General features: G+C 64.1%; 23 protein-coding genes. 15 read left to right on the top strand and 8 right to left on the bottom strand.

Annotation, left to right across the window (positions count from 1 at the left end; translation table 11 throughout):
• Positions 1-10 precede the first annotated feature (10 nt).
• A complete protein-coding gene (locus E3T43_RS04935; protein WP_134471547.1) occupies positions 11-691 on the bottom strand; it encodes a DUF3105 domain-containing protein in 681 nt (226 codons plus the stop codon).
• Positions 692-960: 269 nt separating this feature from the next.
• On the opposite strand from E3T43_RS04935, the gene E3T43_RS04930 reads away from it, so the two are divergent.
• Together E3T43_RS04930 and E3T43_RS04925 are read left to right on the top strand one after the other, a co-directional pair.
• Entirely contained in the window at positions 961-2,325 is a 1,365-nt protein-coding gene (locus tag E3T43_RS04930; RefSeq protein ID WP_134471546.1) for a cystathionine beta-synthase, read from the top strand.
• 23 nt (positions 2,326-2,348) lie between these two features.
• Positions 2,349-3,494: a cystathionine gamma-synthase gene (locus E3T43_RS04925; protein WP_134471545.1), complete on the top strand. Its 1,146-nt coding sequence runs from the start codon at positions 2,349-2,351 to the stop codon at positions 3,492-3,494.
• Positions 3,495-3,689: 195 nt separating this feature from the next.
• Here the strand turns inward: E3T43_RS04925 and E3T43_RS04920 are convergent, their stop codons facing one another.
• Positions 3,690-4,508 (bottom strand): shikimate 5-dehydrogenase, encoded by an 819-nt coding sequence (locus tag E3T43_RS04920; RefSeq protein WP_134471544.1) that lies wholly within the window; start codon positions 4,506-4,508, stop codon positions 3,690-3,692.
• A 124-nt stretch (positions 4,509-4,632) separates the two neighbouring features.
• On the opposite strand from E3T43_RS04920, the gene E3T43_RS04915 reads away from it, so the two are divergent.
• The 11 genes from E3T43_RS04915 (at position 4,633) to nrdF (ending at position 15,509) form a co-directional block, all read left to right on the top strand.
• Entirely contained in the window at positions 4,633-5,670 is a 1,038-nt protein-coding gene (locus tag E3T43_RS04915) for a LacI family DNA-binding transcriptional regulator (RefSeq protein ID WP_166789520.1), read from the top strand.
• Positions 5,671-5,922: 252 nt separating this feature from the next.
• On the top strand, positions 5,923-6,084 hold the full coding sequence (locus E3T43_RS18675) for a hypothetical protein (RefSeq protein WP_166789509.1): 162 nt from the start codon (positions 5,923-5,925) through the stop codon (positions 6,082-6,084).
• The gene (locus tag E3T43_RS04910) at positions 6,081-6,791 is read left to right on the top strand and encodes an L-ribulose-5-phosphate 4-epimerase (RefSeq protein ID WP_134471543.1); all 711 of its coding nucleotides are present in this window, start codon (positions 6,081-6,083) and stop codon (positions 6,789-6,791) included. Before E3T43_RS18675 ends, E3T43_RS04910 begins: the two co-directional genes overlap by 4 nt.
• Entirely contained in the window at positions 6,788-6,967 is a 180-nt protein-coding gene (locus E3T43_RS04905; protein ID WP_134471542.1) for a hypothetical protein, read from the top strand. Before E3T43_RS04910 ends, E3T43_RS04905 begins: the two co-directional genes overlap by 4 nt.
• A gap of 113 nt (positions 6,968-7,080) precedes the next feature.
• On the top strand, positions 7,081-8,151 hold the full coding sequence (chvE, locus tag E3T43_RS04900) for a multiple monosaccharide ABC transporter substrate-binding protein (protein ID WP_370449877.1): 1,071 nt from the start codon (positions 7,081-7,083) through the stop codon (positions 8,149-8,151).
• A 143-nt stretch (positions 8,152-8,294) separates the two neighbouring features.
• A complete protein-coding gene (gene mmsA / locus E3T43_RS04895; RefSeq protein WP_134444079.1) occupies positions 8,295-9,824 on the top strand; it encodes a multiple monosaccharide ABC transporter ATP-binding protein in 1,530 nt (509 codons plus the stop codon).
• A gap of 30 nt (positions 9,825-9,854) precedes the next feature.
• Positions 9,855-11,084 (top strand): multiple monosaccharide ABC transporter permease, encoded by a 1,230-nt coding sequence (gene mmsB, locus E3T43_RS04890; RefSeq protein WP_134444077.1) that lies wholly within the window; start codon positions 9,855-9,857, stop codon positions 11,082-11,084.
• A 452-nt stretch (positions 11,085-11,536) separates the two neighbouring features.
• A complete protein-coding gene (gene nrdH, locus E3T43_RS04885; protein ID WP_092448338.1) occupies positions 11,537-11,770 on the top strand; it encodes a glutaredoxin-like protein NrdH in 234 nt (77 codons plus the stop codon).
• Between the two features lie 53 nt (positions 11,771-11,823).
• Positions 11,824-12,228: a class Ib ribonucleoside-diphosphate reductase assembly flavoprotein NrdI gene (gene nrdI, locus E3T43_RS04880; protein WP_092448337.1), complete on the top strand. Its 405-nt coding sequence runs from the start codon at positions 11,824-11,826 to the stop codon at positions 12,226-12,228.
• 26 nt (positions 12,229-12,254) lie between these two features.
• The gene (gene nrdE, locus E3T43_RS04875) at positions 12,255-14,360 is read left to right on the top strand and encodes a class 1b ribonucleoside-diphosphate reductase subunit alpha (protein WP_134444248.1); all 2,106 of its coding nucleotides are present in this window, start codon (positions 12,255-12,257) and stop codon (positions 14,358-14,360) included.
• A 174-nt stretch (positions 14,361-14,534) separates the two neighbouring features.
• On the top strand, positions 14,535-15,509 hold the full coding sequence (nrdF, locus tag E3T43_RS04870) for a class 1b ribonucleoside-diphosphate reductase subunit beta (RefSeq protein WP_104132179.1): 975 nt from the start codon (positions 14,535-14,537) through the stop codon (positions 15,507-15,509).
• A gap of 32 nt (positions 15,510-15,541) precedes the next feature.
• Here the strand turns inward: nrdF and E3T43_RS18670 are convergent, their stop codons facing one another.
• Complete coding sequence (locus E3T43_RS18670) at positions 15,542-15,718, bottom strand: hypothetical protein (RefSeq protein WP_166791234.1); 177 nt, start codon at positions 15,716-15,718, stop codon at positions 15,542-15,544.
• Between the two features lie 43 nt (positions 15,719-15,761).
• On the opposite strand from E3T43_RS18670, the gene E3T43_RS04865 reads away from it, so the two are divergent.
• Positions 15,762-17,141 (top strand): FAD-binding oxidoreductase, encoded by a 1,380-nt coding sequence (locus E3T43_RS04865; protein WP_134471541.1) that lies wholly within the window; start codon positions 15,762-15,764, stop codon positions 17,139-17,141.
• Positions 17,138-18,451, top strand: a complete 1,314-nt coding sequence (locus E3T43_RS04860) for a class I SAM-dependent methyltransferase (RefSeq protein WP_134444071.1) — start codon at positions 17,138-17,140, stop codon at positions 18,449-18,451. The genes E3T43_RS04865 and E3T43_RS04860 overlap by 4 nt, the downstream gene beginning before the upstream one ends.
• Positions 18,452-18,463: 12 nt before the next feature.
• Here E3T43_RS04860 and E3T43_RS04855 read toward each other — a convergent pair whose 3' ends face one another.
• The 5 genes from E3T43_RS04855 to E3T43_RS04835 all read right to left on the bottom strand — a co-directional run bounded on the left by E3T43_RS04855 (position 18,464) and on the right by E3T43_RS04835 (position 24,472).
• Positions 18,464-19,615: a lytic transglycosylase domain-containing protein gene (locus tag E3T43_RS04855; protein WP_134471540.1), complete on the bottom strand. Its 1,152-nt coding sequence runs from the start codon at positions 19,613-19,615 to the stop codon at positions 18,464-18,466.
• A 68-nt stretch (positions 19,616-19,683) separates the two neighbouring features.
• Positions 19,684-21,252, bottom strand: a complete 1,569-nt coding sequence (locus E3T43_RS04850; protein ID WP_370449871.1) for an ABC transporter permease — start codon at positions 21,250-21,252, stop codon at positions 19,684-19,686.
• The gene (locus E3T43_RS04845) at positions 21,249-21,929 is read right to left on the bottom strand and encodes an ABC transporter ATP-binding protein (RefSeq protein WP_134444069.1); all 681 of its coding nucleotides are present in this window, start codon (positions 21,927-21,929) and stop codon (positions 21,249-21,251) included. Before E3T43_RS04845 ends, E3T43_RS04850 begins: the two co-directional genes overlap by 4 nt.
• Positions 21,926-23,515 carry a hypothetical protein gene (locus E3T43_RS04840; RefSeq protein ID WP_241978817.1) on the bottom strand — a complete coding sequence of 530 codons (1,590 nt, stop codon included), beginning with the start codon at positions 23,513-23,515 and terminating at the stop codon, positions 21,926-21,928. Before E3T43_RS04840 ends, E3T43_RS04845 begins: the two co-directional genes overlap by 4 nt.
• Complete coding sequence (locus E3T43_RS04835; RefSeq protein ID WP_134471539.1) at positions 23,516-24,472, bottom strand: hypothetical protein; 957 nt, start codon at positions 24,470-24,472, stop codon at positions 23,516-23,518.
• Positions 24,473-24,569: the final 97 nt, after the last annotated feature.

The following is a 24,569-nucleotide window of genomic DNA, read 5'->3' as shown; positions in this document are numbered from 1 at the left end:
GTCCCGCGCTCTAGGAAACCTTGCCGGGGGCGTCGATTGCGCCCGAGCAGGAGGCGCCGTCTTCGGGCACGTTCGTGCTCTTCCAGAATTCGGTGAAGAACTCGGCGATGCGGGGGTCGTCTGCGCTGTCGATCTGCAGCTGGGCATTCCAACCGCTCAGCACGATCGGTGCGGGAATTCCCTCGAAGGGCGACAACACGACGTAGCTGGAGGGCAGCGCCGTCTTGAGCAGGTCGAGCTCGGCGTCAGCGATCGCCGGGTCATAGGTAACCCAGATTGCGCCGTGCTCGAGGGAGTGCACCGCGTTCTCGCTCGGAACCGCCTGATCGTACACGCCGCAATTGAGCCAGGCCGGGGCGTGTTCGCCACCGGCGGGCGGCGTCTGCTCGTAGGTCACCGCCGTTTCGACGTGTCCGGCCGTGTTAGTGAAGGTCTCCACGCCGTCGATCGTCGACGCGTCGCCGGCGCCGCCGCCCGCGTAGTTCGCCGCTTTCGGGGCGAGCGCAAAAGTGGCCACCAAGAGGGCGATGACAGCGACCGCGGCGACCGAGCCGCCGATGATGCCGATCCGTCGGTTGCGCTTGCTGCGCTTCTGCTGGCGGTGATATTCCTCCAGCTTCTTCGCACGCTTCGCAGCACGCTCTTCCTTGATCGACGCTTTATTGACTGGGGATCCGGGCTGGGGGGTCACGACGGCCTCTCTGTGGGAACTACTTCCAATCGAACGTATCAGTCGCCCCTGCAGCTTCCCTCTGATCTCGCTCTCACAGACATGTCTCAGGCTGGTCGCCAGGTCTCGCCGCCCGTTAGAGTGGAGGCGTGCCCGTTCACTCGCTGTGTTGCTGCTGTCGCTAGCCGACCCTCCACGAACGCGCCCGGCCACCGCCCGGAACGCGCCGCGCCGGTGCAACCCGAGGCCGCGCCTGCCCACTGGCGCGCGGCTCGACAGAAGGAATTCCCATGAAAATCGCTAACACCATTCTCGACCTCATCGGTGACACGCCGCTGGTCAAACTCCACAAGGTCACCGCGGGATTGACCGCGACGGTGCTGGTGAAGCTGGAATATCTCAACCCGGGCGGCTCGGCGAAGGACCGCATCGCGGTGCGCATTATCGACGCCGCCGAGCGCGATGGACTCTTGAAACCCGGCGGTACGATCGTTGAACCCACCTCCGGCAACACCGGGGTGGGCCTGGCCCTGGTGGCGCAGCAGCGCGGCTACAAGTGCGTGTTCGTATTGCCGGACAAGGTCGGCGAGGACAAACGCAACGTCCTCACGGCATACGGCGCCGAGATCGTGGTGACGCCGACATCCGTTTCACCGGAGGACCCCGAATCGTATTACAGCGTCTCGGACCGGCTGGCCAGGGACATTCCGGGTGCTTTCAAGCCCAACCAATACTTCAACCCGAACGGCCCGCTCAGCCACTACGAGACCACCGGCCCCGAGATCTGGCGCGACACCGACGGCGCGGTCACGCACTTCGTCGCCGGAGTCGGCACCGGCGGCACCATCACCGGAACCGGCCGCTACCTGCGGGAGGTGTCGAACGACGCCGTGCGCATCATCGGAGCGGACCCGGAAGGTTCGGTCTACTCCGGCGGCACCGGCCGGCCCTACCTGGTCGAGGGTGTTGGTGAGGACTTTTGGCCGGGCGCCTACGATCCCGCCGTCGTGCACGAGGTCATCGCCGTCTCCGACGCCGACTCCTTCGCGATGACCCGGCGGCTCGCGCTCGAAGAGGGAATGTTGGTCGGCGGCTCGAGCGGAATGGCCGTCGTTGCCGCCCTGCGTGCAGCCGAAAAGCTCGGACCCGACGACACCATCGTGGTCCTGCTGCCCGACGGCGGTCGCGGTTATCTCGGCAAGATCTTCAACGATAAGTGGATGCGCAGCTACGGTTTCAGCGCAGCCCCCACCGGTCACACGGTCGCCAATTTGCTCGAATCGAAGACGGGGCGACTGCCGGCTCTGGTCTATGTGCACCCGAGCGACACCGTGCGTGACGCCATCGAAACCATGACCAACCAGGGTGTGTCGCAGCTGCTCGTGCTGAGCGCCAAGCCGCCCGTCGTCATGGGGGAGGTGCTTGGCTCGGTCGATGAGCGAGCTCTGATGGACCGGGTCTTCTCCGGCGACGCGCAGCTCACCGACCGGATCGGGGCGATCGTGGGCGTGCCGCTGCCACTGATCGGCGTCAACGAGCCCGTCGCTGCCGCCCGCGCCGCCTTCGCCACTCACGACGCGCTGCTCGTGACCGACGGCGGCAAACCACTCGGCGTCATCACCCGGCACGACCTGCTCAGCTACCTGAGCGTCTAATCATTTCTACACAGGGAGCACCCATGGCTAACAAGTTCGACACGATCGCCATCCACGCCGGTCAGGAATTTGACCCGACGACCGGCGCCGTCATTCCGCCGATCTACCAGACTTCCACCTACGTGCAGGAGAGCATCGGCAACCTGCGCGGCGGTTACGAGTACAGCCGCGGCGGCAACCCCACCCGCACCGGGCTCGAATCCCTGCTCGCCGCGTTGGAAGGCGGCAAGCACGGCCTGTCGTTCGCGAGTGGTCTAGCCGCGGAAGACACCATTTTGCGTGCCATCCTCAAGCCGGGCGACCACGTGGTGCTCGGCAACGACGTCTACGGAGGAACCCACCGGCTCATCAACCAGGTGCACGGAGCCTGGGGCGTGCTCAACACGACCGTTGAGATGAGCGACCTTGCGGCGGTTGAGGCGGCCATCCGCCCCGAAACCAAAATCCTCTGGGTGGAGACGCCGAGCAACCCGCTGATGAAGATCAGCGACATCGCGGCACTGTCCGAGATCGCGCACCGGCACGGTGTCATCGCGATCGTCGACAACACGTTTGCGTCGCCGGCCCTGCAGCATCCGCTTGCCTTCGGCGCTGACGTCGTCGTACACTCGACCACGAAATATCTTGGCGGCCACTCTGATGTGCTCGGCGGCGCGCTCATCATCAACGATGACGAGCTGCACGAGAAGGCCAAGTTTCTGCAGTTCGCGGCCGGGCCGGTGTCGGCCCCGCTCGATTCCTGGTTGACCGTCCGCGGCATCAAGACACTCTCGGTGCGCATGGAACGGCACTGCAAGAACGCCCAGGCCATCGCCGAATTTCTCGACGGCCACCCAGCCATCGAGCAGGTCTACTACCCGGGGCTGCCCGGCCATCCGGGGCACGAGCTGGCCAAGAAGCAGATGTCCGGCTTCGGCGGCATGATCTCCATCGCGTTCGCCGGTGGCGCCGCGGCCGCACGCCAGTTCGCCGAGTCGATGCACCTGTTCCAGCTGGCCGAATCGCTTGGCGGCGTGGAGTCGCTCGTGAACTACCCCTCGGAAATGACGCACGCCTCGGTGCGCGGGACCGAGCTCGAAGTGCCCGACAATATCATTCGCCTCTCGGTCGGAATCGAAGACGTCGAGGACCTCATCGCCGATCTGAAGGGTGCGCTGCCCGGGGCCTGATCTGGACCGACGCGTTTGTTGCGGGCCCAGGTTAGGAAAGCGGGCCCATGATCGATCATGGGCCCGCTTTCCGGGCCCGGGCCCGGGCCCGGAAAGACTTGCGGGGTATCGCGCGTGCGGGCCCAGCTTATGAACGTGGGCCCAGTTTCTAAGCTGGGCCCCGGGACGGGGCCCGGTCCGGTGCAGAGAGCGGGGTCAGGGCTCGCGGGAGAAAGCGGAGGCCCGGCGCACCTGATCGGGAGTTGGGCGGATGCCGGTGTAGAGAAAGAACTGCTCCTCGGCCTGCAGCGCGACGACCTCGGCTCCCGTGATGACCGGCTTGCCGAGCGCTTGCGCCGCCAGAATGAGCGGAGTTTCGGCGGGGGAGGCCACAACGTCGAAGACCAGGCGTGCCCCCGCTATCGTTTCGGGCAGAAATGACGTTTCAGCGGATCCCGCGCCTCCGGTCATACCCACCGGCGTGACGTTGACGATGAGGTCGGCGGTGAGCGGGCCGACCTCGGGTGCCCAGTCGTAACCGTAGAGTGCGGCCAGCGCCCGGCCGGTGCCCTCGTTGCGTGCCACGATCGTGCCCTGGGCGAACCCGGCATCGTGCAGGGCCGCTGCGACGGCCTTGGCCATGCCGCCGCTGCCGCGCAGAATGACCGAATAGTTCCGCGGCACGGCGTGCTCGGCGAGCAGACGCTGCACTGCGGAATAGTCGGTGTTGTACGCCGTGAGGTGCCCCGCGTTGTTGACGATCGTGTTGACCGAGTCGATGGCCGACGCCGAGGCATCCATTTCATCGATGAGAGCGATGACGTCTTCTTTGTAGGGCATCGACACGGCGCAACCGCGGATGCCTAATCCGCGCACGCCGGCGATCGCATTCGCCAGATCAACCGGGGCGAAGGCCTTGTAAATGTAGTTCAGGCCGAATTCTTCGTAGAGATAGTTGTGAAATCGGGTGCCCAGGTTGCTCGGGCGGGCCGCGAGTGAGATGCACAGGGTCATGTCTTTGTTGAGAATGGGCATAACTCCAGTGTGCCGTGCTTTGCGACACGAGTCGGGCCGGGCGAATGTGACCGTCACAATGTGACTGTCACATCGCGGTCTGTGCCTGCATAATGTAACCGCGGGCCAAATTGTGACCGTGCACATGACTTCGGGGGTGACCGTGTCGGACGACTCAACGAAAGAGCGTGCGCCGAGCATCCGCGACGTCGCGCGCCTCGCCGGGGTCTCCCACCAGACCGTATCGCGCGTGCTCAACAATCACGCCAGCATCCGCGACTCCACCAAAGCCCGGGTGCTCGCGGTCATCGAAGAACTGCAATACCGGCCCAATCGGGCCGCCCGCGCACTCTCGCGCGGACGATCCCGCACGATCGGTGTGCTGTCCGCGTCGAGCGCCGAATACGGCCCGGCGAGCAGCATCGCCGCGATCCAGGACGCGGCGCGGGACGCCGGATACTTTGTGAACACGGCGAACCTCAATCGTGGGGAGCCCGGGTCCATCGCGGCGGCCGTCGACCACCTGATGTCCCAGTCCGTGGAGGGGATCGTGGTGATCGCACCGCAGGTGCAGGTGTTCAATGCCCTCAAGCTACTGTCGATCGATGTGCCGTTCGTGACGCTGCAGTCCTCCGGGAACGTGGGCGTCAACGCCCTCACCGTGGACCAGATCGCCGGTGCACGACTGGCCACTCGGCACCTCATCGACCTCGGGCACCGTGACATCTATCATCTCGCCGGGCCGCAGGACTGGATCGAGGCCGAGGCTCGCATGCACGGCTTCCTGGAGGAGATGGGGGCCAGGGAAGTTCCGACCACGGCGCCGATCCTCGGCGACTGGACTGCGCAATTCGGCTATCACGCCGGGCGCGAACTGCTGCACGTGCGGGACTTCACTGCAATCTTCTCGTCCAACGACCAGATGGCCCTTGGCCTCATGCACGCGATCCGGGAAGCCGGGCTCGAGGTCCCCCGCGACGTGAGCATCGTGGGCTTCGACGACATCCCGGAGGCGGCTCACTTTTGGCCACCGCTCACGACGGTGCGCCAGGACTTCGCCGAGCTCGGCCGGCGCTGCGTCGCGCTGCTGCTGGCCAACATCGCGGGCACCACCGCGGAAAATCAGGGCGCCATCATGCCGGAGCTCATCGTTCGCGGCTCGACCGCGCGCCCGGCGTTCTGAGGGTCGGCCTGCGGGTCGATCGATCCTTTGTAGCGATTTCGATCGGCGGGATGCGCGATTTCGAGCGTTATTCAAACGAGACACAGTCGCTGTTGACACAGTGTGTCCCAATGCCGCTAACATAAACACACAGCAATGTGACCGATCACATTCGGTCGGAACATGCAGATCGAGTCAAGCGATTGCCCTGTCACCACACCCGAACCACTCGCGGTATCGTCCGCGCTCAGACCTGACATAGGAGTCGATTCCGTGAGTACAACCGATGCGATCTCCTGCGCCGAGTCCCTGACCTCGGTCGACGGCGGGCCGCGCGCGTTGAGCGTGGCCAATCCGAGCCGGGCCGTTATGGTGCGCGCTGCCGGCGGCCGTCCGGCCGCGGCCACGGACCGCGCCACGCTGGTGTTCGCATGAGCACCTACGGCCCCCAGATCGAGGTCGCGGTCGCCCGCGTTCGCGCTGAAATCACCCGCCTGCACGCGGAGCTGTTTCGCAACGGGCTCGTGGTCTGGACCGGCGGCAATGTCTCCGGCCGGGTGCCGGGCGCCGACCTGTTCGTCATCAAGCCCAGCGGGGTCGACTACGCCGACCTGGCGCCGGAGAACATGATTCTCTGTGACCTCGACGGAAATGTCATCCCCGGCACGCCGGGCGCGGACCGCTCGCCGTCGAGTGACACCGCAGCACACGCCTTCGTCTACCGGAACATGCCCGATGTCGGCGGTGTCGTGCACACGCACTCCACCTACGCCACGGCCTGGGCCGCCCGCAATGAAGCCATCCCGTGCGTTATCACGGCCATGGCCGACGAATTCGGCGGCCCGATCCCGGTCGGACCTTTCGCCATTATCGGCGACGATTCGATCGGCCGCGGCATCGTGGAGACTCTCACCGGCCACCGTTCTCGTGCCGTCTTGATGGCGAACCACGGGCCCTTCACGATCGGCAAGGACGCTCGCGATGCTGTGAAGGCCGCGGTCATGGTGGAGGACGTTGCCCGCACGGTTCAGCTTGCCCGCGTGGGTGGTGAACTCGTCCCGATCCCACAGGAATCTATCGATTCCCTGTTCGCCCGCTACCAGAATGTCTACGGACAAGCACCGCAGGGGGCGTTGCAGTGATGGCAGCTGACCGCACCACCGCAACGTCGTCTGCCGGCGGCACCGAGGTGCTCCACGATTTCGCCGAGATCGCTCGCACCGAGCTTCTCGTGATCGATAAAACCACCACCCTGCGCGATTTCACCCGCGAAGTGCGTTGGAATCAGGCCTACTACCGTCTGGCACGAGGCCTGTAACTGCTCCACAATCCTGCAATTTCACATCAATGACGATAAACAGAATGAAAGGTAACACAGTGAAAAAGAACGTATTCTTCGCAGTCGTGGCCGCGGGTGCCCTCGCGGTATCGATGGCAGCCTGCTCATCCGGCGCCACATCCACCGGCACCGACGGAGGTGGCGACAAGGGACTGATCGGTGTTGCCATGCCGACCAAGAGCTCCGAGCGTTGGATCGCCGATGGTAACGCCGTCAAGAGCCAGCTCGAGGAACAGGGCTTCACCGTCGACCTCCAGTACGCCGAGGACGATATCCCCATGCAGGTCTCGCAGATTGAGAACATGATCACCAAGGGTGCTGAAGCCCTGATCGTGGCCTCGATCGACGGCACGACGCTCACGAGCGTGTTGCAGGACGCCGCTGACGCAGACATTCCCGTCATCGCATATGACCGACTCATCCGCGATACCGAAAACGTCGACTACTACGCCTCCTTCGACAACTTCAAGGTTGGACAGCAGCAGGCCTGGTCGGTCCTGAACGGACTCGGACTTGCCGAACTCGACGGAACGCCCATCGAGGGCGCGCCGGCCGGTCCGTTCAACCTTGAGCTCTTCGCCGGTTCGCTCGATGACAACAACGCATTCTTCTTCTTCAACGGTGCAATGGATGCCTTCCAGCCGCTGATCGACGACGGCGTCCTCGTGGTCAAGAGCAACCAGACCGACATCGAGCAGGTCGCTACCCTCCGCTGGGCCGGAGAAGAAGCACAGGCTCGCATGGAGGACCTCCTCACCGCGCAGTACTCGGACGGCACCGTGGTCAACGCCATCCTGTCGCCATACGACGGCATCTCTCGTGGCATCATCTCTGCCCTCGAGGGGTCTGGCTACTCCGTCGGTGACGGCTGGCCCATCATCTCCGGCCAGGACGCCGAGATCGACTCGGTCAAGGCGATCAACTCGGGTGAGCAGTACGGCACCATCTTCAAGGACACGCGCGAGCTCGCATCCGTCGCCGTGAACATGGCCGTCGCCCTGCTGAATGGCGAGACCCCCGAGACCAACAACTCGGAGGACTACGACAACGGTGTGAAGATCGTTCCGTCGTTCCTGCTCGACTCGACGATCGTGGTCAAGGACAACATCCCGTCCGTGCTGATTGATTCGGGCTACTGGACAGAAGCAGAAATCAACGGCTAGGTTTCGCTGCCCCTGTTTAGCCCGTGCCCAACGGTCGGTGGGGTAGTTTTACCCCACCGGCCGTTGTGCCCCCCACATTTTTACCGGTCGCCGAAATCGCCCGGGTTCTGACCATGCAATAGAGGAATAAAGAAGGTGCTCACGTGACTACGAACATCCTTGAGATGCGCGGCATCACCAAGACGTTTCCCGGAGTAAAGGCGCTCTCTGACGTGACACTCGACGTCAGTCGCGGGGAGGTCCACGCCATCTGCGGCGAGAACGGTGCCGGAAAGTCAACCCTGATGAAGGTGCTCAGCGGCGTCTACCCGCACGGCACCTACACCGGCGACATCGTCTTCGAAGACGAAATCGTTGAGTTCAAGAGCATCAGCGATTCCGAGGCCAAGGGAATCGTGATTATTCACCAGGAGCTCGCGCTCAGTCCGTACCTCTCTATTGCCGAGAACATCTTTCTGAACAACGAACAGCGCGGCGCCTTCGGTCTCATTGACTGGAACAAGACCAACTCTGAGGCTGCCAAGCTTCTTGCCCGGGTGGGGCTGCGCGAAAATCCAACGACGCGGATCATGGACATCGGCGTCGGCAAGCAGCAGCTCGTCGAGATTGCTAAGGCGCTCTCGAAACGAGTGAAATTGCTGATCCTGGATGAGCCAACGGCGGCCCTCAACGATGACGACTCCGACCATTTGCTCGATCTCATCCTGCACCTCAAGGGTCAGGGCATCACGTCGATCATCATCAGCCACAAGCTCAACGAGATCAAGAAAGTCTCCGACGCGGTCACGATCATCCGTGACGGCCGGGCCATTGAAACCATCGCTAAGCTCGACGTCACCGAAGAACGCATCATCAAAGACATGGTCGGTCGTGACCTCGAGCACCGCTACCCGGATCACACTCCCGACATTGGGGAAGAGATCCTTCGGGTTGAGGACTGGACCGCTTTTCACCCGCAAGACGTGACGCGCATGATGGTTGACCACGTCAACCTCAGCGTACGTGCCGGTGAGATTGTGGGAATCGCCGGCCTCATGGGGGCTGGCCGCACGGAATTCGCAATGAGCCTGTTTGGGCGTTCCTACGGGAGCCGCATCACCGGCAAGGTATTCAAGCACGGCACCGAGATCAAGACCCGCACCGTGACCGAAGCCATCGACAACGGCATCGCCTACGCTACTGAGGACCGCAAGACCTACGGCCTGAACCTGATCGAAGACATTAAGCGCAACGTCTCTATGGCGGCGCTGCATCGGCTGGTACGCAAGGGCCTCGTGAATGACAACGAGGAGTATCAGGTCGCCAACGAATACCGCACGAGCATGAATATCAAGGCTCCGAACGTGCTCGTCAAGACTGGCAAACTTTCTGGTGGCAACCAGCAGAAGGTGGTGCTGTCGAAGTGGATCTATTCCAACCCCGACGTTTTGATTCTTGACGAGCCCACCCGCGGGATCGACGTGGGGGCCAAATACGAAATTTACACAATCATCAACAAACTTGCCGCGGCCGGTAAGGGCGTTATTGTCATCTCTTCGGAGCTGCCGGAACTGCTCGGCATTTGCGATCGCATTTATACCCTGGCTGAGGGTGCCATCACCGGGGAATTCCCGATTGAGACCGCCACGCCGGAGACCCTTATTAAGCACATGACCATGGAAAAGGCCCGCTAGCGCCGGCGCTAGCGGAAAAGGAGAACCCCAATGAGTGATCAAGAGACCACGCCGGCCACGGGAGGCCTGGTCAACCCGAGTGAGAACAAAGCCACGTCTTGGCTGAGTCACGTTTTGGCCGACCTGGGCAAGAACGGTATTTTCATTGCCCTCGTTCTGGTGGTGGTGCTGTTTACGGTCCTGACCGACGGCATCCTTTTACGCCCGCAAAATATCTCCAACTTGATCGTGCAGAACGGCTACATTCTCGTTCTCGCCATTGGAATGGTGATGGTGATCGTTGCGGGCCACATCGACCTGTCGGTGGGATCGGTGGCCGCTTTCGTCGGCGCATGTTCCGGTGTCTTCGCCGTGCAGTGGGGCCTGCCGTGGTGGCTGGCCATCATTATGTCGCTCGGTATCGGCGCTCTCGTTGGCGTGTGGCAGGGCTTCTGGATTGCCTATGTGGGAATCCCGGCGTTCATCGTGACCCTGGCGGGCATGCTCATCTTTCGCGGCCTGGCGCTCGTTGTGCTCGGAAATACGAATATCGGCTCCTTCCCGGCCGAGTACCGTGCGCTCGGCAACGGCTTTCTCACCGACGTGTTCGGCGAGTTCGACCTCGACCCGCTCACCCTCGGAGTCGGACTGATCGCCGTGATTGCTCTGATCGTGCAGCAGGTGCGCACGCGCCTGGGACGGTCCAAGTACGGCCAAGAGGTCGAGCCCCTGGTGTGGTTCGTGACCAAGCTCATCCTGATCACCGCGGCAGTTGGCTTCTTCGCCTACGCGCTTGCGAGCTATAAGGGCATCCCGGTCACCCTGATCGTGCTCGCCGTGCTCGTGCTCATCTATGGTGTTGTGATGAACCGGACGGTGTTCGGCCGCCACATCTACGCGATCGGCGGCAACCGCCACGCAGCCGAACTCTCCGGCATCAAGAACCGCAAGGTCGACTTCTACCTGTTCGTGAACATGGGTATTCTCGCCGCCCTGGCGGGCCTCATCTTCACCGCCCGGCTTAATCTCGCCGGCCCGAAGGCCGGTGATGGCTTCGAACTCGAGGCCATTTCGGCAGCGTTCATCGGTGGTGCGGCCGTGCAGGGTGGCATCGGTACGGTCGGCGGCGCCATCATTGGCGGTCTGATCATTGGTGTGCTCAACAACGGTATGTCGATTCTCGGCATTGGCATCGAGTGGCAGCAGGCAGTCAAAGGCCTCGTGCTGCTTCTCGCTGTGGCTTTTGACGTGTACAACAAGCGCCGGTCGGGCGGTCACTGACCGTTCTTGCGTTAGCACTACCCACCCGAAGGCCGGAACGCGTGAGCGTTCCGGCCTTTCTGTGTGCCGTGCGCGCGCGCTGTGGGGACCGGCCGCGACACGCCGTCGGACATTCCACAGGCAAAATATAGTCAGGGCAAGGCCCTGTGGATAACTGTCCGGGGTTCCGCGGAATTCGGGCGGTCTGGGGCCGGTCGGCGGTGTGCGGCTTGTGGAATGTCGGTGGATAACTACATAAATGTAATTACCGTATGTAGTGGCTCTGTTCTTCTTTGATCACTAGATGTAGTATTGAGACTCTAGCCAGGCAGTATTGCCAGGCGAAAACTTGCTCACTTTACACTGCGATTTCCGACGAATTCCGGCTCGAGGTCGAAGTTTTTTATAGAACATACTTGCGAAGTATCGCGAGCAGAATTAGACTGAATCAGCCAAGAAGAGAGGCCATAATCATGGCAATCACCGTTTACACGAAGCCCTCCTGCGTGCAGTGCACGGCCACCTACCGTGCCCTCGACAACAAGGGCATCGAGTACGAGGTGCGCGATCTCTCGGTCGACGAGAACGCTCTCGACGCGGTCAAGGCCCTTGGTTACCTGCAGGCGCCCGTCGTCATTACCGACGAAGAGCACTGGAGCGGCTTTCGCCCGGACAAGATCAACGCGCTCGCCGCTCGCCTCGCGTAGTTCAGATCGCACCCTCGCGCCAACACCCACAAACTCAGGATTGACTCGCACGGATGACTGACATGGTGTACTTTTCCAGCACCTCGGGCAACACCCATCGGTTTGTCGAAAAACTGGGCCGGTCGGCCGCACGCATTCCGCTCCACGCCCGCGACGAGCCGCTCGTCGTCCAGGCTCCGTTCGTGCTGTGCGTGCCCACCTATGGTGGGGGCCGTGACGGCGGGGCTGTCCCCAAGCAGGTCATCAAGTTTTTGAACAACGAGACCAACCGGTCCTTGATTCGCGGCGTCATCGGCGCCGGCAACATGAATTTCGGCACGGCCTATTGCCTGGCCGGCGACATCATCGCCGCCAAGTGCAAGGTGCCGCACCTGTATCGCTTTGAAGTATTTGGAACACCGGATGATGTACGCATCGTTCACGACGGATTGGAAGAATTTTGGAAACAACAGCCGTGAAAGTCACACCAGTGGATGCGCCGAGCATGGATTACCACTCGCTCAACGCCATGCTCAACCTGTACGGGCCGAACGGGGAGATCCAGTTCGACAAAGACCAGGAAGCCGCGCGGGAGTTCTTTCTGCAGCACGTCAACCAGAACACGGTGTTCTTTCACTCGCTGCGCGAGCGCCTCGACTACCTGGTCGAGAAGGAATATTACGAGCAGGCCGTGCTCGACCAGTACTCGTTCGAGTTCATCACGAGCCTGAACGACCTCGCCTACTCCAAGAAGTTCCGCTTCCAGAGCTTCCTCGGCGCATTCAAGTACTACACCTCGTACACGCTGAAGACTTTCGACGGCAAGCGTTATCTCGAGCGTTTCGAAGACCGCGTCGTCATGACGGCGCTCGGTCTCGCATCCGGTGATGAGAAGCTTGCCGTCGAACTGGTCGAAGAAATCATCGCCGGCCGTTTTCAGCCCGCGACGCCGACCTTTTTGAACTCGGGCAAGGCCCAGCGCGGCGAGCTCGTCTCCTGCTTCCTGCTGCGAATCGAAGACAACATGGAGTCGATCAGCCGCGGCATCAACTCCTCGCTGCAGCTGTCCAAGCGCGGCGGCGGCGTGGCGCTGCTGCTCAGCAATATTCGTGAGGCCGGCGCCCCGATCAAGCAGATCGAGAACCAGTCCAGCGGCATCATCCCCGTGATGAAGCTGCTCGAAGACTCCTTCAGCTACGCCAACCAGCTCGGTGCCCGGCAGGGAGCCGGAGCCGTCTACCTGCAGGCGCACCACCCCGACATCATGCGTTTTCTCGACACCAAGCGGGAGAACGCCGACGAGAAGATTCGCATCAAGACGCTCTCGCTCGGTGTCGTCATTCCCGACATCACCTTTGAGCTCGCCAAGAATGACGAGTGGATGTACCTCTTCTCGCCCTACGACGTGGAAAAGGTCTACGGAGTGCCCTTCGCCGATATCTCGGTGACCGAGAAGTACCACGAGATGGTCGACAACCCCCGCATCAAGAAGTCGAAGATGAAGGCGCGCGAGTTCTTCCAGACCCTCGCCGAGATTCAGTTCGAGTCCGGCTACCCGTACATCATGTTTGAAGACACGGTGAACAAGGCCAACCCGATCGACGGTCGCATCAACATGTCGAACCTCTGCTCCGAGATTCTGCAGGTGAACACCCCGACCACGTACAACGAGGACCTCTCGTACAACGAGATCGGCAAGGACATCTCCTGCAACCTCGGGTCGATGAACATCGCCCTGGCGATGGACTCCGGCAACCTCGGGCGCACCGTCAACGCCGCCATTCGTGGCCTGAACGCGGTGTCCGAGCAGAGCCACATCAGCTCGGTTCGCTCCATCGAAGACGGCAACGACCGTTCGCACGCCATTGGCCTCGGCCAGATGAACCTGCACGGCTACCTCGCCCGTGAGCGCATCTACTACGGCAGTGAAGAGAGCATCGACTTCACCAACATCTACTTCTACACGGTGTTGTTCCACGCGCTGCGCGCCTCGAACGCCCTCGCCATCGAGCGCGGTCGCACCTTCGAGGGCTTCGAAAACAGCACCTATGCCTCCGGTGCGTTCTTCGACAAGTACACCGACCAGGTGTGGGAGCCGACGACTGACCGCGGCGCCGAGCTGTTCACCCAGGCCGGAGTGTCGATTCCGACGCAGGCGGACTGGGCCGAGCTGAAGGCATCCGTTGTCGCGCACGGTATTTACAACCAGAACCTGCAGGCCGTGCCGCCGACCGGGTCGATCTCGTACATCAACAACTCGACCGCGTCGATTCACCCGATCGCGGCCAAGATCGAGATTCGCAAGGAAGGCAAGCTGGGCCGCGTCTACTACCCGGCGCCGTTCATGACGAACGACAACCTGGAGTTCTACCAGGACGCCTATGAGATCGGCTACGAGAAGGTCATCGATGTGTACGCCGCGGCGACCCAGCACGTTGACCAGGGCCTCTCGCTGACGCTGTTCTTCAAGGACACCGCGACGACTCGTGACATCAACCGCGCGCAGATCTACGCGTGGAAAAAGGGCATCAAGACGATCTACTACATCCGTCTGCGCCAGATGGCCCTCGAAGGCACGGAAATTGAGGGTTGCGTCTCGTGCGCGCTTTAATCTTGCGCATCGAATGATGGATTAAATCCGCTGGTCGAGCTTGCCCCGACCGCCATCGAAATACCGTGGCGGTCTCGGCAAGCTCGACCAGCGGTTGGCTGGGTTTCGCACACCGGCACCGACGAGTAACGACCCAAGCAATACCCAATAAGCAGTATCCGAAGAGGACCTCCCATGATTGACAAGCTCAAGCTGGTGTCGCACGTTGACGCGATCAACTGGAACAAGATCGAAGACGATAAAGACGTCGACGTCTGGAACCGCCTGACCAATAACTTCTGGCTGCCGGAGAAGGTTCCGCTCAGCAACGACATCCAGTCGTGGAACCAGCTGACGCCGGTGGAGCAGCAGCTCACAATGCGCGTCTTTGCGGGGCTGACCCTGCTCGACACGATCCAGGGCACAGTGGGCGCTGTCTCGCTCATCCCCGATGCGATCACCCCGCACGAAGAGGCCGTCTACACGAACATCGCCTTCATGGAGTCGGTGCACGCCAAGAGCTACTCCTCGATCTTCTCGACGCTGGCCTCGACCAAGGAGATCGACGAAGCTTTTCGCTGGTCGACCGAGAACGAGAACCTGCAGCGCAAGGCATCGATCGTCATGGATTACTACCAGGGTGACGACCCGCTCAAGCGCAAGGTCGCCTCGGTGCTGCTCGAGTCGTTCCTGTTCTACTCGGGCTTCTACCTGCCGATGTATTTCTCCAGCCGCGCCCGCCTGACCAACACGGCCGACCTCATCCGTTTGATCATTCGTGACGAAGCCGTGCACGGCTACTACATCGGCTACAAGTTTCAGAAGGGGCTCGAAAAAGAGACGCAGGCGCGTCGCGACGAGATCAAGGATTACACCTTCAATCTCGTGTTCGAGCTGTACGAGAACGAGGTGCAGTACACGCAGGACCTCTATGACGAGGTCGGCCTGACCGAAGACGTCAAGAAGTTTCTGCACTACAACGCCAATAAGGCGCTGATGAACCTCGGCTACGAGGCGATCTTCCCGAAGGACGTCTGCGACGTGAACCCGGCGATTCTCTCCGCGCTCTCACCGAACGGCGACGAGAACCACGACTTCTTCAGCGGGTCGGGCTCCTCGTATGTGATCGGCAAGGCCGTCGTGACCGAAGACGACGACTGGGACTTCTAACCACACACACGACCTCGGGAAATGCTATGCGCTCATAGCTGTTCGAAGCCGGTTGATGAAGCGGATGCCGCAGCTCGCGCCGCGTCGGCTGCGCGAAACTCGTCGGGCCTGGCGAAGAAGATTGCTGGCCGCTCTAGTGTGCCGGCCGGCATGCCGATCGTCGTGGTCCTGGCCTGAGCCTGCCAGAACGCGGGCGATATCGGTGGCAACGAGCACTGGTGTGATCGCTTCACCGGGGACTAACGTGAGGGCGTGCCCGCTGTTGTGCTCGACGCCCGGAGCGCTCACGCCGCCGGCGTGCAGCGCCTACTGCAGAGCTATCGCGCTGTCCCGGTGGCGGCCCCGATTCGATTGGCCAAGTCCACCTCGAATCTGTTTCGGACCCGGACCAAAGCCCGGGTCGCAGGGCTCGACCCGTCCGGACTGACCGGCGTCATTGCTGTTGATACGGAGGCGCGAACGGCCGACGTGGCCGGCATGTGCACCTACGAAAACCTCGTTGCCGAGACGCTGCGCTACGGGTTGGCGCCGCTGGTCGTGCCGCAGTTGAAGACCATCACCCTCGGCGGCGCGGTCACCGGCCTCGGCATCGAGTCGACATCGTTCCGCAACGGCCTGCCCCACGAATCCGTGCTGGAACTGGACATCCTCACCGGCGCCGGAGAACTGCTCACCGCATCGCGCCGCGAGAACCCCGAGCTGTACCATGCCTTCCCCAACTCCTACGGAACTCTGGGCTACGCGGTACGGCTACGCATCGAACTCGAACCTGTCCAGCCCTTCGTCGCTCTCACGCACGTGCGGTTCCACGCGTCCGTCGACCTGGTCGCGGCGATCAACGGCATCCTGCTGACCGGCAGTCTCGACGGTGTCGCCGTCGATTATCTCGACGGTGTCGTGTTCAGCGTCGACGAAAGCTACCTCTGCGTGGGCCGGCAGACCAGCGAGCCCGGCCCCGTCAGTGACTACACCGGCCAACAGATCTACTACCGCTCCATCCGACACGAGCGCGGTGTTCCAATCGACCGCCTCACGATTCACGACTACCTCTGGCGTTGGGACACCGACTGGTTCTGGTGCTCCGAGGCGTTCGGCGCGCAGCATCCGCTTATTCGCCGGTGCTGGCCCGGGCGTTACCGGCGCAGCAGCTTTTACGGAACCCTGATGAGGCTTGAACGGCGGTTTCAGATCGGCGACCTCCTCGAGAAACTGCACGGCCGGCCGCCGCTCGAGCGAGTGGTGCAAGACGTTGAGGTGCCTCTGGAGCGGTGCGCGGAATTTCTGGACTGGTTCCTCGACACGGTGCCGATTGCACCGATCTGGCTGTGCCCGCTGCGTTTGCGGGGCGATGACCGCTGGCCGCTCTACCCGATGCGACCCCGGCAGAGCTACGTCAACGTCGGGTTCTGGTCGACGGTGCCGGTCGGGTCGATCGAGGGGGAGACCAACCGGCGCATCGAACGCAAGGTCGGCGAGCTTGACGGGCACAAGTCGCTGTACTCCGACTCGTTCTACTCCCGTGAAGACTTCGACGAACTCTACGGCGGGCAAGCCTACCGGGCCGCGAAAAAACGCTACGACCCCGATTCACGTCTCCTCGACCTCTATGCCAAGGCGGTGCAACGACAATGACGACGTTCAAAGATCGTAAAACGGATGCTTCGGCCGGCACGTTCACCATCGCGCAGGTCTTGGAAATTCTGGCCGGCGGACGCCTTCCGGTGCGGTTCACCGCCTACGACGGGAGTTCGGCCGGACCCCCGGACGTCCCGCTCGGGCTGGACCTGTTGACGCCGCGCGGCACCCACTATCTCGCCACGGGCCGTGGCGACCTCGGACTGGCCCGTGCCTATATCGCCGGCGACCTCGACCTCCGCGGGGTGCACCCTGGGGACCCGTACGAACTGCTCAAGGCACTCTCCGAGAGTCTGGTTTTCACCCGGCCACCGGCGCGGCTGATGGTGGACATCATCCGCTCTATTGGAATCAGGCAGCTGCGCCCGATCGAGCCGCCGCCGGAGGAGGCGGAACCCCGCTGGCGCCGCGTTGCGGGAGGGCTACGACACAGCAAGACTCGTGACGCCGACGCGATCCACCACCACTACGACGTCTCGAACAGGTTCTACGAGTGGGTGCTTGGGTCGTCGATGACCTACACCTGCGCCTGCTACCCGAGCGGCGACGCCTCCCTGGACGAGGCGCAGGAGAACAAATACCGACTCGTGTTTGAGAAGCTGCGGCTGAGGCCGGGCGACCGGCTATTCGACGTCGGGTGCGGTTGGGGCGGCATGGTGCGCTACGCCGCCCGGCGCGGTGTGCGCGCCACCGGAGTCACGCTCTCGATCGAGCAGACCGCGTGGGCGCAGCGGGCCGTCGCCGAGGACGGCCTGAGCGATCTGGCGGAGGTTCGCTTCGGCGACTACCGCGACGTCACGGAAACCGGCTTTGATGCGATATCGTCCATCGGGCTGCTCGAACACATCGGCGTGCGCAACTATGCGTCGTACTTCCGCTTTCTGCAGGACAGGCTGCGCCCCGGCGGCTTGCTGCTCAATCACTGCATCACCCGGCCGGAGAATCAGACCGAACCGGCGACTCGCGGGTTCATCGATCGTTATGTCTTCCCCGATGGGGAGCTCACCGGCTCGGGCCGGATCATTAGCGAAGCGCAGGATACAGGCCTCGAGGTGCTGCACGAGGAAAACCTGCGCCAGCACTACGCGCTCACTCTGCGCGACTGGGGCGCCAACCTGGTCGAGCATTGGGACGAGGCCGTCGCGGAGGTCGGGCTGCCCACCGCGAAAGTGTGGGGGCTGTACATGGCGGGTTCGAGGCTCGGCTTCGAGCGCAATGGGATCCAGTTGCACCAGGTGCTGATGACCAGGCCCCACGAGGGTGGCGCGGCCGGGGATCTGCCGTTGCGGCCGTGGTGGACGCCGTAGCAGCAGCCGGGCTCAGTACCAGTTGTACTCCTCGGAGTGTGCCCAGGCGCCACAGGGGGTGCTGTAGCGGGAAGCGATGTAGCCGAGGCCCCAGGTGATCTGGGTGGCGGGGTTTGTTTGCCAGTCGTCGCCCGCGGTCTGCATCTTGCTCCCAGGAAGCGACTGGGGAATTCCGTAGGCGCCGCTGGACGCGTTGTAGGCGCTCACCCGCCAACCTGACTCCCGTTGCCAGAGCTGAACCAGGCAGGTGAATTCGGCGGTGCCCCAGCCCCGGGCGGCGACCTGGGTGGCGGCGATCGCCTGCGCGCCGCTGCGATCGATCACGGCTCCGGCGGGCGGTACGGGCGACGACGCGGGTGATCCGGATGACGCGGACGCCTCAGCCGCCGCGGTGGCCGCAGCCTGGCGCTGGTGTTCGAGATACTGCTGCTGGGCGGCCACGCCGTTTCGATACTGCCTCTCCACGTCGGCGGATGAGTTCTTCAGCGACGCGAGCTGGGCATAGAGCACCTCGCTCGCGGACTGCTTTACGACGACCTCCGCGTCGGCTGCCTGCTGGGCCGCGCGCGCAGCAGTCAGCCCGGCCAGTGCTGCGGCCTGCAATCGGTCGCGCTCCGTGGTCATCGCTTCGGCTTGCGCGCTGAGCGCCTCGGCCGAGTTGCGTTCGGCATCAGCCTCCGCGGTGAGCCGCCCCGCCTGCTCCGTGAGCCGCTCCATTGTGCCGAGCCGAAACAGCAGGTCGTCGGAGTGCGTGCTGTCGAAGAAGGCGCCCAGACTCAAATCGGTGCCTGCGGCGCGATAAAGCTGGGCCCCCAACGCGCCCAGTCGGGTGCCGCTGTCGACAGAGCGAGCGGATGCGGCATCCGCTTGAACGGAGAGCACGCTCTGCTGGGCTGCGGCTGCGCTGTAATCCGCCTGTGTTTGTTCATGGGCGGCGCTGAGCGCTACGGCGTCGTCGCCGAGGGTGGCGGTGCGGGTCTGCAACTCGTCGAGCGAGAGTTCGATCGCGGCCACCTCGGCGAGAGTGGCGGCGACGCTGCTCTTGGCGGCTTCCACCTGGTCCCAGGTCGGGTAATCGTCGACGGCGGCGGCCGAACTCGTGGTGACGCTGGTCGTTACAATGACTGCCGTCACGAGGCTGAGAAACACGCCCGGTTGTTTCATGGATCCAGTCCCCACCCCGTAGACGGCGAGTTTAGCCGTTCGACCTCGGAAAACCTGTGTGTGGCGGCCTACGTGCCACCGCGGAGGGCGGTGATCGGCTCGATGTTGGAGGCGCGCATCGCGGGATAGGCGCCGGCTGCGAGGCCGACGACCGTTCCGAGCAGGGCGGCCCCGATTGCGACGACCGGGTCGAGAATCGGGGTCCAGTTCTGCAGCAATGAGACGGCGACGACCGCGAAGACCCCGAGGGCCGAGCCGATCAACCCGCCGAGCAGGCCGATCACGGCCGACTCTACGATGAACTGCCGGGCAATGTCGCGCCGGGTCGCGCCGAGCGCCCGGCGCAGGCCGATCTCGCCGACCCGCTCCATTACCGAGAGCAGGGTGACGTTAGCGATGCCGAGGCCGCCGGCGAGCAGCGCAAGAATGCCGAGGGTGAGAAAGACGATGTTGATGTCGGCCTGAATGTTGTCCTGCAGCGATGACGCCGCGGCGGGCGCCTGCACCGTGAAATTCTCCGGAGCGCTCGGGTCGAGTGCGATCGGCGCCTGCCGCGACACCAGAGCGCCGGCACCGACCTCAATTTGCACGTGCAGTTCGGCTGGGGCGGTCAGGCCGAACTGCACGCGGGCAGTGTTCAGCGGCACAATGACGGCGTCGAGCAGGTTGGCACGACGTTCGACGCCGTCGATGATGCCGATGACGGTGTACGACACCTCACCAATGAAGATCGACGGCTGGCTGTCGACCCGGTTGATGCCGAGCGTTTCGGCGGCCCGCTCCCCGAGCACGGCCACCCGGTCGCCGCGCTCGTCGTGGCCGGCGTCGAAGAAGCGTCCGGTGACGACCTGCCCGCGCACCGCGGCGAGCAGTTCAGATGAGGTAGCGATGACGGCGGGGCTCAGTGTTTGCGCGGCCGAAGGATCATTGACCGGAACGGATGTCACGGCCTGGCCGGCAACATCGACATCCGCCACGAGACCCGCGCGTTCCACCCCGGCCAGCCGATCGACCCGCTCCGGGGCATCCCACGGCAGCCGGCCGGTGGCCTGCTCAGCGCCGCTCGAATTGCGGGTCGAGGCCGGTTCGATCATGATCTGGGTCGCCGAGACCGCGTCGAACTGGTTGGAGATCTGCCCGGCGGCGGTCTGCGCGAATCCGATGGTGACCACCAGGGAGGCGATGCCGAGCACGGTACCGAGGGTCGTCATGACGAGCCGGCTGGGCCGGGCGCCGACGCCGTAGCTCGCCTCGACCAGCAGGTCCTGCACCGAGAACCGGTCGGTCCGGCGAATGACCGGCACGATGCTCGGGGTGCCGGATGGTGCGGCGACCTCTGCGGCGGCCTGTTCGTCGGCGGTAGGGCCGGGGGCAGCGGATGCGGCGGCGGTCGGGGTGCCGGTTGCGTTGGCGAGTCCGGTGGGGGTGGAAGCTGAGCCGGCGGGCTGCGATTCGGTGCGCGCTACTCCAGTGGACGCCACGTTGGCGCGGTCGACCGCGGTGGAAGCCGAGCCCGCGGGTAGGTCCGCGCTGAGGGGGCCGGGGGACTCGTCGGCGAGGGGCGCGGCGACCGCCGCGTCGACCGCGACGGTGCCTGCGGAACGGCGGCGCAGCATCCGCTTAAAGGAGAACGTCATGACAGCTCGCTCAAGCGACCGTCGGTGATGCGCACGCGGCGGTCGGCCCGATCGCTGACGGCCTGGTCGTGGGTGATGACGATGAGGGTGAGGCCGTCGGCGTGCAGCTCTTCGAACAGGTCCATGACCTCGCTACCGGTGGTTTCGTCGAGGTTTCCGGTGGGTTCGTCGGCGAGCAGCAGCTCGGGCGACGCGACCACGGCGCGCGCCACGGCGACCCGCTGGCGCTCGCCGCCGGAGAGGGTGCCGGGCAGAAAGTCCAGCCGATGATTGAGCCCCACCCGATCGAGGGCGGCTCGGGCCCGGTCTTCGCGCTCGCCGCGCGGAACTCCGCTGTAGAGCGTGGCGAGGAGTACGTTGTCGAGCACGGTGCGGTGTGGCAGCAGGTGGAAGGCCTGAAAGACGAAGCCGATGGTGCCGCCGCGCACGATGGCGCGCTGCTTTTCGTCGAGCAGGCTGGTAGAGGTGCCGTCGAGGTGGTATTCGCCGACGCTCGGCCGGTCGAGCAGTCCGAGCAGGTTGAGCATGGTGGACTTGCCGGATCCGCTCGGACCGACGATCGACAGGTAGTCGCCGCGTTCAACCCGCAGGTTGACCGATTTGAGCGCCTGCACCTCGGGCGGGCCGGGAAACGACCTCGTGACGTTGACCAGTTCGACGACCGGGGCCGCGATCACCGGCCCACCACGACGAGATCCCCGACCGCCAGCGAGCCGTCGACGGCGGTAATCTCAACGAATCCTTCGGCGGCGAGCCCGGTGGTGACCTCGACCAGCACGGTTTCCGCGCCCTCGCCGGGGTCGAATTCGACCCGGGATTCGCCGCCGGGACCGGCGGTGAGCGCGGCGAGCGGAACGGCGAGCACCTCGCCCTCGGTCGAACTGACCGGGATGCGCACGCGCACGTTACTGCCCTGCACGGCCTGGATCTGCTCGTCAGTGAGCGCGTCGGGGGCGAACAGAACGGTGAAGCGGCCGCTCGCGGTCTCTCCGCTGGCCGGTTCGGCGGGCAGGATCGAGCTGATCGTGGCTGGCTGGTCTCCGTCAGGCATGGCGAGAATGGCCGGGGCTCCGACTTCGAGCAGCGCGGCATCGCTCGCGGTCGCCGAACCGGAGATGACCAGGGTCGCGCCGGAGACGCGCATGACCGGGCCGGTGATGCTCGATCCGCGTTTCACACTGATCTCGTCGACCCGGCGGGGAAGGCCCGGCAGGTAGAGCACCTCGCCGGCCGGCAGGTAGGCCAGGGCGCCGTCGCGGGCGTCGCTCAGGGTTTCGCCGGCGCGGGTCAGTTCGGCCTTGGCCGCGGTGACCGCTGCCTTCTCGGCACTCGAGTCCCGCGGCGCCAGCGCCTGGGCCTGGCGCGCCACGGCCAGGGTGACGGCATCCTCGGCATCCGCTATCTCGTTCGGGGTTCCTTCGGCTCGGGCCAGGGTGAGCGCCCGCTGGGCGCTGCGCACGAGGTTGCCTTGCTCGACCACGTCGACGTTCGACGCGGCGCCCTGCACGACGGTGAGCGCGCCGGTGGCGCTGTCAACGGATGCCTGCGCGCTCGTGACTCCGGCTTCGGCGCTGCTCACTGCGCCGGCGACCTCGTCGCCGCCGGTGGGGGCCGGGTAGCCGACCTTGGCGTAGAGCGCCGTGACCGCGCTCGCGGTTTGCGCGTCGAACACGTCGGAGTCGAGCGCGCCGGCGTCGATTCCGGCCGCGCTCAGGCCCTGCTTGAACTGCAGCACATCGGGGCCGGAGACGCCGACGCGCAGGGTGCGGTAGACCGGCAGGTCGCCGGGCAGCACGATCACCGGGCGACCGGTGACCTCGAGCGCGATCGAGGCGGTGTCGAAGATGGCCGCCACCTCGGGAACCTGCCCGGTGACGATGGGCGCGCCGGCGAGTTCGCCGGTTTCGATGGAAACCTCGACCGAATCGGCATAGGTCGCGTCGCCGCGCATGGTGACATCGTTGGCCAGCTGCCGGTTTTCGACCGGAACGGTGATCAGGCCGGCGGCGGGAGCGTCGGCATCCGCTGCCGCCTGCCCGGGCGAGACGATCAGCTGGCCGAGCCCGAGGCCGGCCACGAGCGCGACGATGGCCACCGTGGCCATAACCCAGATCACCCGGTTGCCGGCGAACAGGCGGCGCCAACCCTGGCTGCGCGAGTGTGTTTTCGGGGTGGCGTCGCTGTCAGTGACATCGCCGCTCACCACGTCGAGCACCTCGGTCGCGTCGGGCGCGCTCTGTCGTCGACCGAACCGGCGCGACACCTACTTGCCTTGCTCGTAGTCCGCGATGAGCGCGTCGAGCTCGGACTTGTGGTCGATGATGAACTGCTCTTCGAGGTCGAATTGCACCTTCATCGATGCGTCGGTGTAGTCGAGGTCTTCGGAGCAGGTGAAGTCGACCATGGCGAGGGCGAGTTCCTTCTCGCGCATGTCGGCGAGCGCCTTCTCGTCGGGGCCGGTCTCGGAGCCTTCTTCGTAGAGCGCATTCTGCGCGTTCATGATCGAATCGACGGCTTCGGCCTTCTTCGTGAAGTCTGCGTAGCCGGCGTCGGCCATGCAGGTGGCCCACTCGGCGTCGAGCGCCACGAGCTCGGGGGACTTCTGGGCGTCTTCGTAGAGCGCACTCATTGCCTCGTACAGCGCCGCGTGGTCTTCCTGAGACGGCTGGTCGCCGGTGATCTCGTGGCTGGCAAATCCCTGGCAGCCCGACGTCTCCCAGGTGTACTCGTAGGAGCCGTCCTCGCCCATCTCTTCCTCGGTGGGTTGAACGCCGTAGAGCACCTCGTAGTACGCGGCCTGCTCACCCTCCGAGAGGGACATGACGTAGTCCTGGTTCGGATCGACGAACTCTTCGCTCTGCTCCTGCTGTTCGGCGAGCTGCTCGGGGGACTGGCTCATGCCGTAACCGTTTTCGGCCACCCACTTCTCGGTGTTTTGATCGCCGCTGTCGCTCATCATGCCGCTGTACTGCGAGTTGTCGACGGGGAGGTAGTCGAAGCCCTCGTCGGCCATGCAGGTGGCGACGAGCTCTTCCTGCTCGTTCTGCTGGGCAAGCATCGAGTCTTCGTCGTAGTCCCCGTACGCCCCCGACATGTACTTCGACAGCGGGCTCTCGGCCGGGTCGAGCTTGGCGGCCGCCTTCTCGGAGCTGCACCCGGCGAGGGTCAGCGAGAGTAGGGCGGCAGCGGCGATGACCGTGAACAGCGAGCGTTGGCGCATGAATTTCCCCTTTTAATACGATGGCGACGATGCCCGTTTCCCCATAAGGTACCGCATTGCTGTGGCCGCTTGGGGGTGAACGCCGCTTTGCAGCAGT

Source organism: Cryobacterium sp. Hh7, assembly GCF_004403155.1.
Lineage (GTDB): Bacteria > Actinomycetota > Actinomycetes > Actinomycetales > Microbacteriaceae > Cryobacterium > Cryobacterium levicorallinum.
The sequence above is the reverse complement of the archived record's forward strand: the minus strand, read 5'-3'. Positions and strand labels throughout refer to the sequence as shown.

Coding starts and splice junctions, on each gene's coding strand:
- nrdF (WP_104132179.1), top strand. CDS start 14,535: ATGATTGACAAGCTCAAGCTGGTGTCGCACGTTGACGCGATCAACTGG.
- E3T43_RS04925 (WP_134471545.1), top strand. CDS start 2,349: ATGGCTAACAAGTTCGACACGATCGCCATCCACGCCGGTCAGGAATTT.
- mmsB (WP_134444077.1), top strand. CDS start 9,855: ATGAGTGATCAAGAGACCACGCCGGCCACGGGAGGCCTGGTCAACCCG.
- E3T43_RS04835 (WP_134471539.1), bottom strand. CDS start 24,472: ATGCGCCAACGCTCGCTGTTCACGGTCATCGCCGCTGCCGCCCTACTC.
- E3T43_RS04910 (WP_134471543.1), top strand. CDS start 6,081: ATGAGCACCTACGGCCCCCAGATCGAGGTCGCGGTCGCCCGCGTTCGC.
- nrdE (WP_134444248.1), top strand. CDS start 12,255: ATGGATTACCACTCGCTCAACGCCATGCTCAACCTGTACGGGCCGAAC.
- E3T43_RS04930 (WP_134471546.1), top strand. CDS start 961: ATGAAAATCGCTAACACCATTCTCGACCTCATCGGTGACACGCCGCTG.
- E3T43_RS04920 (WP_134471544.1), bottom strand. CDS start 4,508: ATGCCCATTCTCAACAAAGACATGACCCTGTGCATCTCACTCGCGGCC.
- E3T43_RS04855 (WP_134471540.1), bottom strand. CDS start 19,615: ATGAAACAACCGGGCGTGTTTCTCAGCCTCGTGACGGCAGTCATTGTA.
- E3T43_RS04850 (WP_370449871.1), bottom strand. CDS start 21,252: ATGACGTTCTCCTTTAAGCGGATGCTGCGCCGCCGTTCCGCAGGCACC.
- nrdI (WP_092448337.1), top strand. CDS start 11,824: ATGACTGACATGGTGTACTTTTCCAGCACCTCGGGCAACACCCATCGG.
- E3T43_RS04915 (WP_166789520.1), top strand. CDS start 4,633: ATGACTTCGGGGGTGACCGTGTCGGACGACTCAACGAAAGAGCGTGCG.
- E3T43_RS04860 (WP_134444071.1), top strand. CDS start 17,138: ATGACGACGTTCAAAGATCGTAAAACGGATGCTTCGGCCGGCACGTTC.
- chvE (WP_370449877.1), top strand. CDS start 7,081: ATGGCAGCCTGCTCATCCGGCGCCACATCCACCGGCACCGACGGAGGT.
- nrdH (WP_092448338.1), top strand. CDS start 11,537: ATGGCAATCACCGTTTACACGAAGCCCTCCTGCGTGCAGTGCACGGCC.